This is a genomic window from Enterococcus plantarum, from assembly GCF_001730295.1.
Classification (GTDB): domain Bacteria; phylum Bacillota; class Bacilli; order Lactobacillales; family Enterococcaceae; genus Enterococcus_L; species Enterococcus_L plantarum.
In genome coordinates this window covers 1-9,839 of the sequence record NZ_MIKA01000025.1, presented here as the reverse complement: position 1 = coordinate 9,839, position 9,839 = coordinate 1, and the positions used below count along the sequence as shown (strand labels likewise).

The window sequence follows — 9,839 nt, the reverse complement described above, 5'->3', positions numbered from 1 at the left end:
ATAGGACATCTTGATTTCCCCTTTTGATTGGTTTTCGTCGACTTAATTCTAAAGGATATCAGGGTGTCTTTTCTAGTATTTTGCATTAAAAAAGATGCCGGTGATTGTTCACCAACATCAGAAAGTATAGAGCCTTAAAACGTTGGTGCTCTTCTTTTGGCTCTTTGTCAATAGGGACTGATGAGTTTTGCAAAATCAAATCTGGGTCAGATTTTTTGTTATTTCACTTTGATTAATTGAGGTTCTACGTCAAATTGTGTTGGTGAACAAAAAACTGAATAGAAATCTAAGTCTGGTAAGGATAGAACATTCTTATCAGGCTTTTTTGGCTCTTTCTCGACTAATGTTGGTGAAGAAAATCCAAAGAAAAAGATACCGGTGATTTTTCAACAATATCAGAAAGTACAAAGTCTCAACTTTTTATAAAAGAACTGTATAGAACAATAAGTTAAAGGATCAAAGCAATCATACATAATATAGATTGTTTTGATCCATATTTTGGCACATACGAAAAAGAAAATTTTTATTTTACTAGTGCATTTTGAAAAAAGAATCAAATTAAAGATTCGCACATAAAAAAAGCAGTAATATAAAAGACTTCATCTATAGGTATTGTGATAGCATAGTAGGTTTCCAAAAGTTTACTATTTTTTTTAACACTGGCTATTTCAGCTGCAAATTTATCTTGAAACGCTGTAGTTTTTGGGAAGCTACTGACTTTTTTTCCTCGTTTTAAACGGTCTATCATGCAAACGACATGGCAAGCTAAACCAACTTTTATTTCATAGGAAATAGTTGGATTGATTTCTGTCGCGATTGTTTCCACCCATTCTCGAATTGTGGTTATTAGTTGCTTATCGTCGTTATACTCTAACATATCAGTAATATTCGTTCGCATCCCTTCAAAAGCAATTTCGTAATCAATAAGAGCTTGAATTTGATTTGTCTTTGTTTCATCTAACGCATCTGTAATTGTGAAATGGGGTGAAGTGTAAAATGACTGAAAAGTACCAATAGTGCATATGATTTTTCCAGAATAGCTTAGGTTTGTGAGTGTTTGTTCTAATAATTTTTCATCAGTTATTTGCAACGATACAATTTCACAAACATTACCTCTTAAATTTAAACGGTTGCTGAGCATTTTCTTGATCAATTTGGCAGAGCCTTCACCTGTTGTGCATAAAGTAAGAATATATAATTTTATTGATTTTTGGTCTTCCATATTTTTCTTATATGTTGATAAGCCTCTAATATTCTTGGTAGATTCAAATACTTCATTTAAACCATGGCCAAGAGCAGCTTTTCTACTGGCTTCTAAAACGTGAAGTGTGCTGACTAGCTCAATACAGCGAATTTGAATATTTAAATTCTTTTCTAATTCATCACTAAAATTGATCAAAGAGCCCATATCTACTAGTAATAGAACATCTTTTAAGTGTTTTTTCGTAGAAAGATAGTTTTGAATATTAGTCAAGGTAGCGATTGGTTTTTCATCAAGGTTCATATCAAATCCTACGGCTATTTGTTCACCAAGAAGTTTATTTACAACGTTTGCCATACTTGTAGCAGTTGATTCACCGTGGGCAACAACAATAACTTCAACTTTCGCCTTTTGTTTTGTTTTGTTGCCATTAGATGTAAAAAAGAGTGCAAGAAAACCAGCTTCATCTTCTGGAAGTCTAACATTAAAATCAGTTTCTATAATAGAAAGACAATGTTGAGCTGCCTCAAAGTGACGAGGATGTTCTTGTTTTATCTCAAAAATTCGCGGGTTGGTGATTGTTTGTCCTCTCTTTATACGTTGAATTGTATTGTATAAATGAAGGGCAAGCCCATAACGGACATTATCCGATAGAAAGATATTCAACAGTCGGGATGCTTTTTCACATACTTTATTAGCAGTTGCAATGATTTCCGAACCGACAATCTGTTCCAAATTATCTAAATCAACGGCAGTATTATTATTATATGAACGATAATAATTGGTAATTGTCGTATCAATGATTTCAGTGGTTTGAGAAATAGTAAGACCAATTCGTTCCATGTCGCTCATTTTTTGTTCGATGATTTGATAAATATCATGTCTTTTCGTTTCTTTAGGTAAAAAGAGTGTGGTTTCTTCCTCATTGAAAAGAAAGAAGCGAGTATTCATATTTGGTAGTAGGAGCCAAATTTTTTTTCGATCTTCAGTGTTATAGAGTCCTTCACGGATATAATGAGGGAGCTCATAACTACTGATTTTAATTGTTTCTTCCTGGTGAGCAATAAAATGGGAATAGGCTTTTGCACACAATAGTTGAATATCTGCTTTTAACTGACCGACATTGTTAGGACAATGGTATCCTAATAATGCTCTAATTGTATTAGTCGAAACTTCTATCGGTGTTTTTAATTTCTTAGTCTCGGTTTGGAAAAAAGTTGAAATCAAACTTAATCGTTCTTCTAAACCACGGTCAATCAAATTAGGAATTTCAATTCGCATCGGAATTCTCCGAATAAACGTTTGCAATAAAGAGGAAGATGTATCTTCTGTGGTTGCACAAACAAGTAAAACTTGAGCGTGGCGTTCACTAGTTGTTTCACCGAGCCTACGATAAATGCCTCGATCAATAAACGTAAATAGCATTTCTTGACCTTCTGGAGGCAGACGATGGATTTCATCTAGAAATAGGATACCACCATTTGCTTTTTCTAATAAACCAACACGATTCTCATCTGCGCCTGTGTAAGCGCCTCTAAGTACTCCAAAAATAGATCCTACTAATAATTGCGGATTATTCGCGTAGTCCGCACAATTAAAGGTGACAAAATTGGAATCCGCTTTCAATTTATTCTTTGTTAACGCATAACTATAAATTAATTCAGCAAACATACTTTTGCCGACTCCTGTTTCCCCAGTTAATAAGATATGCATTCCATTTGGCGGATATAAAATAGCTGCTTTGGCTTGTTCAGCACAATGAAAAAGGCTAGGACTTTTATGGATGAAATCATCTAAGATATTTTCTTCATTTTTTATTTTTGGTGTAGTTGAAAAAAAGTAAACTGGTTTAGTACCAATTTTCTTTGCGTGTCCTAATTTGACTAATTGGTTCAGATCACTGCTGACATTTGCTCGCGAGATATTTAACTGTGCGGCCATTTCACTTGCAGTAACGGGTTCTTTTTCTGAGTATCGAGTTAGTAACTCTGCTATTTTTTCAATTCTTTTCATTTTTCCACGACCTTTGATGGATAGTGTGTTTTGTGTTCTATTCACTAAGTATAATGTTACGAGATAAAATAGTCAAAGTTGTGTTTTTTATTTATGACAATGTGTTTTGTAGATGAATAGAAATGTGTTTTATTTTTATAGATTGCGAAACACATATAGAACGATTATTAGTCGATCAGCATTTCAATTGTTTGGCATGATTATTGCGTATATAACTATGAAAACTTATTTAGTGTTTGAAGGGAGAAAGACAAATGATTTCAGAGACAGATGTAATGCAGATTATTGTTTACGCAGGTAATGCCAAGTCATTGGCAATGAATGCAATTAAAGAGGCAAAAGGTGGAGAGATAGCAAGTGCGAAAAAAATATTTGAGGAGAGTAAACAAAATTTAAAAGTTGCTCATCAGCATCATACAGATATTTTACAAAAATTTGCGAGTCATCCAGAAGAAGCAGCTAATATGTTTTTGACTCATGCACAAGATCACATGATGGCGGCGATAACAGCCACAGATTTTACAAAAGAATTTATTGATTTACATGAAGAACTGCAACAATTGCGTATATTATTTAAAGAAGATGCAAAAAATTAAATGAAAAAGGATGATTAGGATGAAAATTACATTAGCATGTGCAGGCGGAATGTCAACAGGAATGTTAGTTAAAAAAATGGAGGATTTTGCGAACTCACAAGGAATTGATGCAGATATTTCTGCTTGTGGACTTAGTGAATTAGAAGAAAAGGTATTGGGATCAGATATTATTCTATTAGGTCCTCAAGTTGGTTATCAACTGGAGGATGTAAAAAAAGAATATCCAGATATTCCAGTACTTGTCATTGAAATGATGGATTATGGCATGATGAATGGAGAAAAAGTTTTTAAAAAGGCTCAAGAGGTTATTGCACCTAATTAGGGGGAGTTAAAGGAGGAAGACGAATGTCTGAAACAAAAAAAAGTTCATTTATTAACGGATTGAATGTTTTTGTCAATAAGTTTTCAAATAATACGTTTGTTAAAAGTATAGCGAACGGTATGATGATGACCTTGCCGATTACAATAGTAGGAAGTCTTACAACGATAATTGGCATGATTCCGGGGTTACCTGAGATTGTTTTGAAAGCTTGTTCTTTGGGAACGTCTATTTCGAGTAATTTAATTACAATCTATGTGATTATTGGTATTTCTTGTGCAATGGCAAGAGAGAAAAAAGGGGATACGATTGCTTCGATTATTTTGTCTTTAGCAACGTTCTTCGTTTTAACACCAATAACTGCTTTTGATATTGGAAAAGAAAAACCAGTATTGGCTTTTGAATTAACTTATCTAGGATCAAAAGGAATCTTTGTTGGAATGATCATAGCGTTGGTTGTCACTTGGATTTTTGCTAAGATGGTAGAAAAACGTATTACATTTAGAATGCCTGATAGTGTACCAACCGCAATCGCTAAGACTTTTGAAGCAATTGTTCCTGCTGCAATTATTTTTATCGTTGCTATCGTGATCAGTACCGCATTTGCTGAAACTAAATTTGGGAATATTCATGACTTTATTTATACTAATCTACAAACACCACTAGAAGCTTTAGGTGGATCTGTTTGGTCAGCGTTATTTATTATGTTTCTATCAGAATTATTGTGGTTCTTCGGTATTCATGGAAGTATGGTAGTAAGTTCTGTGATTGCAGTTTTATTTACAACACAAGCATATGCAAATATGGAAGCAGTAGCAGCAGGAGAAGCAGCTACAAACATTATTAACTCATTTTTCTTAGATGCATTTAAAGGCCCAAGAGCGTTAGCATTAGCAGTTATTTTAGTTTGGATGAGTAGAAGTGAAAAGTTTAAATCAATCGGGAAAATTTCCTTAGTTCCTAGTATATTTGGAATCACTGAACCAATGAAATTTGGTATTCCTATGATTATGAATGCAGTCATTTTTATTCCCTTGACTCTTTCAGCAGCTGTTTGCGTAGGAATTGCTTACTTGGCAACGATTATTGGTTTTCTACCAGTTATTAGTGTTAATGTTCCTAAAAATTTACCGACATTCTTATCTGGTTTTATGGCAGCAGGTTGGCAAGGATTAGTCGTTCAACTGATTCAATTTGTTGTGGTATTATTACTGTATTTGCCATTTATGAAAAAATTAGATAGTCAAGGGATTGCAGAAGAAACAGCAAACCTTGAGAAACTTTAGGAGCGTGAAAAATGCAAACACTTCAAGTGAAAAGAGATGCCGATCAATTATCAATCTATATACCAGAGGTAGCAGAACTTCCTGCTAAAATTTATTATGGAACTGACAGTTCAGTAATAAATAATACTTGCTATATCGAATTTGCAAGAAAAGGATGGCAAAGTTTTAAAGATCCTAATCCTAAAACACGCCTTTATTTTAAATTAGAAATAGATTCAGAGTTATTTATCGGAGCAGAACGGCGCTTGCCTTTAAATAATTTATATAATTGTCGTGACATGGGAGGCTATTATACAAAGGAAGACCGTTTAACACGCTGGGGAAATGTTTATCGTTCAGATGCTTTACATCAAATAGAGGAGACGGGTCAAGCCTATATTGTGGGAATGGGTGTGAAGACAATTGTTGATTTTCGTTCACCAGAAGAAATATCCAAAGATCCAAATAAATTGATTTGGACAAGTGAGGTATTCAATTTCAATCCTCATGCAGACATTGCACAGCAAGCTAGTACGCAATCTGTTTCAAGGAAAGATGAAGAGAAGATAGCTCAATTAGAAATAATGGTTCAAACTCAAGAAGGTAAGGAACAACTGATCAAAAATCGAAATGTAATGATCAAACAAATGGAGCAGCTAGTTTTAGGAACAAATGCAATCAAAGCGTATAAGCAATTTTTTAAAAAGCTTTTAGAAGACGATGTAACTCCACTGATCTTTCATTGTCAAGGTGGAAAAGATCGAACAGGCTGGGCAGCGGCTTTATATTTAGGTGCTTTAGGAGTTGACAAAGATCAAATCTATCAGGATTATTTACTAACAGATAAAATGAATGCGCCAAGAAATGCAAAAAGAATGGCTATCTACAAAAAATATACAGAAAATGAAGACGTGTTAGCGTTTCTAAGTTCTTTGCAGCAAACGAGAAAAGATTATCTGGATGGGGCTTACAACACCGTAGAAAAGCACTATGGCACGATAACTGATTATTTAAAAGAAGAATTAGAACTAGATAATGGACTATTAGAAAGACTAAAAAGTAAATACTTGTATTGATATACAACTATTATTAGCAAGATAGAATAACTAAATCTGTCTTGCTAATGTCTATTTATTGTAAGTAATGATAGTATTGAATAGAAGTCACCTTTTTTTTAGCTAAAAGATGTTTTTCACTTTGTTGACAACGCTTTATTTTCATGTTTTAATAACAAGAGAAATCAAGATTGTTACTGAATGTTCAGGCTATACTTTATTTCTTTTTGTTAACATTAATTAGCTAGCTGATCTAATCTCATTGAGGAGATATTATGAAAGTAAAAAAAGTAATCAACAATAATATTGTAAAGTCTCTTGATGCTGACAATAATGAAGTACTAGTGATGGGGAAAGGTATTGGCTTTAAAAAAAATGTCGGTGATGTTATTGAGGATGTTCTTGTTGAAAAAGTATATACAAGTAATCCCGATTTAAATACAAATAAGCTCACTCAACTACTTTCCAATGTTCGTTTAGAACATTTACAGGTTGCTAATGAAATTATAGGATTTGCTAAAGTTTCCTTAGGCAAAAAGTTGAATGAAAATATCTATCTTACATTAACTGACCATATCGATTATGCAATTGAGCGACATAATAGCGGACTCCCCGTTAGAAACGCACTACTTTGGGAAATCAAGCGTTTTTATAATCATGAATATTTAATCGGAAAAGAAGCATTGAATATCATATCCAATCGACTGAATATTTCACTTCCAGAAGATGAAGCTGGTTTTATTGCATTACATATCGTAAATGCAGAACTAGATTTGTCACAAGTGAGTCAAGTGTCTGAAATGACAAAAGTCATTCAAAAAATCATTAATATTGTGAAATATCATTATAAGACCGATTTGGATGAATACACGCTAAATTATGAGCGATTTATTACCCATTTGAAGTTTTTTGTTCAACGTTTGTTTAGTGGAATAGAATTGGATAAAGATAAAGATGAAGGCTTCTTGTTTATGTTAAAGGAAAAGTACCAAGAAGAATACCTTTGTGCGTTGAAAATTCGTGAGTATATAGGAAAAGAATTTGATCGAGATCTGCAAGAGGATGAGATGATTTATCTGACTATCCATATCAGAAGAATAACCAACAATTAAAGGATTGTTACTGCGTCAAAGCAGGCTATACCTAAGAAAAATCTCTTTTAAATGAGAGGTTTCTTAGGTATTTTTTTATGGATTTCTGTTTATAGTAAAAGTCTATTACTTGTTTAAAATTAATTAACTCTAAGATTAAACTTTTAAAATTAGGAGGATGAATGATGAATTATCAAGAATTAGCTCAAACGATTATTGAAAAAATTGGTGGAGAGAAAAATATTTCTGATTTAACACATTGTGCTACAAGATTACGTTTCAATTTGAAAGAAGAAGGAAAAGCACAAACAGACCTATTGAAACAAACAGATGGAGTGATGGGGGTTGTTTCAAAAGGTGGACAATACCAAATAATTATTGGTAGTGATGTAAGCAGTGTCTATAAAGAAATTTTAAAAGAAATACCTGTCTTAGATGGAGAGCACGTTGAAGCGAATGAAAAGGACGAACGTGGTACAGCTTCGAAAATTATAGATACGATTACAGGTATATTTACACCTATTTTGCCGGCGATTACTGCTGCCGGAATGTTAAAAGCTGTTTTGTCTCTTTTAGTTGTTTTTAATGCGATCGACAAAACAGGACAAACATATATTATTATCGATTTTATGGCAGATTCTGCATTTTACTTTTTACCTATTCTGTTAGCAGCATCGTCTGCCCAGAAATTTAAAACAAATATGTATCTAGCTATGATGGTTGGAGGGATTTTGTTACATCCAAACTTTGTTGGAATGGTGAATGCCATTAAGGAAGCTGGTGAAGGTGGTATTCATCTTTTCGGATTACCAATATCTGCAGTAACCTACGGATCATCAGTTATTCCGATTATTTTAGCGGTCTGGTTTATGTCTTTTGTTGAACCGATGGCGGATAAAGTATCACCTAAAGCAATCAAATTCTTTAGTAAACCGTTGATTACGATTGCAATTGTTGGAACTGTTTCTTTAGTAGTTGTTGGACCGTTGGGTTATTTCATTAGTGACGCTATTTCAAATGGAATCAAAGCATTGGAAAACTTTAGTCCGTGGTTAGTTCCAACGATTATTGGTTCGTTGACACCATTATTTGTAGCAACAGGAACACATTACGGTTTAGTACCGATCGGGATTAACAATCGTATGACAAGCGGCTATGATAGCGTGATCTATCCAGGAATGTTAGCATCGAACCTAGGTCAAGGAGCTGCTTCCTTGGCTGTAGGTGTGAAAAGTAAAGATTCTTCAATTAAACAATTAGCAGCTTCCGCTGGTCTAACAGGTTTGTTTGGCATTACAGAGCCTGCTTTATATGGGGTTAACTTGAGATTTAAAACACCTTTATATGCAGCAATGATTGGTGGAGGATTCGGTGGTTTATTTATGGGCATCACACGTGTTAAGAATTTTACTGGAGGTTCACCAGGCTTATTGACACTGCCAAGTTATATTGGTGATGATACGCTGAAACATTTATATATGGCTTGTATTGGTGCAGCCATCAGTATTGTGCTTTCATTTGTCATTTCCTATATTTTATACAGAGACCCAGTGACTGAAACTTCAAAAACAACGATTAAAAACAGCGAAGGAAACACCATTTCTAAAGAGAATGTTATCACAGAAGTTGTCACACCGATCAAAGGTGAAGTAGTGGACTTGAAAGAAGTTGAAGACGGAATGTTTTCAGAAGAAATTTTAGGAAAAGGTTTTGCAGTAAAGCCTATAGAAGGTGTTGTCTATGCACCAGTTTCAGGAACAGTAACTGCAGTGTTTGATTCCAAACATGCAATTGGTTTAACGAGTGATTCTGGTTTGGAGCTCTTGATTCATATTGGGATCGATACTGTTAAATTAAATGGTGTAGGATATGAATACTTTGTTGAAAAAGGTCAAAACATTAAAATAGGGGACAAACTTATTGAATTTGACTTAGAAAAAATCGCTGAAAAAGGCTATAATATAATTACGCCTGTTGTTTTAACAAATTCAACTGATTTTGGTGATATTATTACTTTAACTAAAACTTTGGCTGAACCAGGAGAACAAGTAATGAAAGTCATTCGTTAATAAGACTTTTATTCAAATAAATTAGTGGAGGATGAATGAAATGGCATTTAGAAAAGATTTTTTATGGGGCGGCGCAACAGCTGCCAATCAATGTGAAGGTGGCTATAAAGAAGGCGGACGTGGGTTAGCGAATGTAGATCTAGCACCTGTTGGACCAGATCGTTTTCCAGTGATCACAGGCGAGAAAAAAATGTTTGCGTTTGATGAGGACCATTTTTACCCAGCTCAAA

The 9,839-nt window shown here is 34.0% G+C and carries 8 protein-coding genes; 7 read left to right on the top strand and 1 reads right to left on the bottom strand.

What is annotated here, in order from left to right; genetic code table 11:
* Positions 1 to 553 precede the first annotated feature (553 nt).
* The gene (locus BCR22_RS09595) at positions 554 to 3,214 is read right to left on the bottom strand and encodes a sigma-54-dependent transcriptional regulator (protein ID WP_069654718.1); all 2,661 of its coding nucleotides are present in this window, start codon (positions 3,212 to 3,214) and stop codon (positions 554 to 556) included.
* Positions 3,215 to 3,468: 254 nt separating this feature from the next.
* Between BCR22_RS09595 and BCR22_RS09590 the strand changes: the two genes are divergently transcribed.
* The 7 genes from BCR22_RS09590 to BCR22_RS09560 all read left to right on the top strand — a co-directional run.
* Positions 3,469 to 3,810 carry a PTS lactose/cellobiose transporter subunit IIA gene (locus BCR22_RS09590; RefSeq protein WP_069654717.1) on the top strand — a complete coding sequence of 114 codons (342 nt, stop codon included), beginning with the start codon at positions 3,469 to 3,471 and terminating at the stop codon, positions 3,808 to 3,810.
* Positions 3,811 to 3,829: 19 nt separating this feature from the next.
* The gene (locus BCR22_RS09585; protein WP_069654716.1) at positions 3,830 to 4,132 is read left to right on the top strand and encodes a PTS sugar transporter subunit IIB; all 303 of its coding nucleotides are present in this window, start codon (positions 3,830 to 3,832) and stop codon (positions 4,130 to 4,132) included.
* A gap of 23 nt (positions 4,133 to 4,155) precedes the next feature.
* The gene (locus BCR22_RS09580) at positions 4,156 to 5,415 is read left to right on the top strand and encodes a PTS sugar transporter subunit IIC (protein WP_069654715.1); all 1,260 of its coding nucleotides are present in this window, start codon (positions 4,156 to 4,158) and stop codon (positions 5,413 to 5,415) included.
* An 11-nt stretch (positions 5,416 to 5,426) separates the two neighbouring features.
* Complete coding sequence (locus BCR22_RS09575) at positions 5,427 to 6,470, top strand: tyrosine-protein phosphatase (protein WP_069654714.1); 1,044 nt, start codon at positions 5,427 to 5,429, stop codon at positions 6,468 to 6,470.
* A 254-nt stretch (positions 6,471 to 6,724) separates the two neighbouring features.
* Positions 6,725 to 7,561 carry a BglG family transcription antiterminator LicT gene (gene licT, locus BCR22_RS09570; RefSeq protein WP_069654713.1) on the top strand — a complete coding sequence of 279 codons (837 nt, stop codon included), beginning with the start codon at positions 6,725 to 6,727 and terminating at the stop codon, positions 7,559 to 7,561.
* A 164-nt stretch (positions 7,562 to 7,725) separates the two neighbouring features.
* Positions 7,726 to 9,609: a beta-glucoside-specific PTS transporter subunit IIABC gene (locus tag BCR22_RS09565; RefSeq protein WP_069654712.1), complete on the top strand. Its 1,884-nt coding sequence runs from the start codon at positions 7,726 to 7,728 to the stop codon at positions 9,607 to 9,609.
* 40 nt (positions 9,610 to 9,649) lie between these two features.
* On the top strand, positions 9,650 to 9,839 hold a 190-nt coding region (locus tag BCR22_RS09560; RefSeq protein ID WP_141706561.1), incomplete at its 3' end, for a family 1 glycosylhydrolase.